General features: G+C 52.9%; 1 protein-coding gene. It reads left to right on the forward strand.

Features of this window, described 5'->3' with window-relative positions:
* The coding region (locus NE665_RS24855) for a hypothetical protein (protein ID WP_256302771.1) at positions 1–280 on the forward strand (280 nt) is incomplete at both ends.

Below are 280 nucleotides of genomic sequence, written 5' to 3' on the forward strand. Positions count from 1 at the left end.
CCCTGGCAGTGAGCATCCTTCCACAGCTGGATATCCAGCAGCTGTTTGCGGAGGATCCTGCGACAGTGACACTGGAATTGAAGGAAGGCAGTACGACACGTCCGTTATCTGTGAGCACCACGGATACAAAAGCAGTGGAAGCGGTGCTGTTGAAGGATGGTACGGAGGTGGAACGCAAGATATTGCATACGAACACACCGGCACAGTTCGATATCCTTCAAAACGGGACGTATGTGATCCGAAGCATCGATGTACAGGGAAGCGTGCTGGAGGAGCATGA

The sequence above is a fragment of the Clostridium sp. DFI.1.208 genome (assembly GCF_024463855.1).
Lineage (GTDB): Bacteria > Bacillota_I > Bacilli_A > Erysipelotrichales > Erysipelotrichaceae > Clostridium_AQ.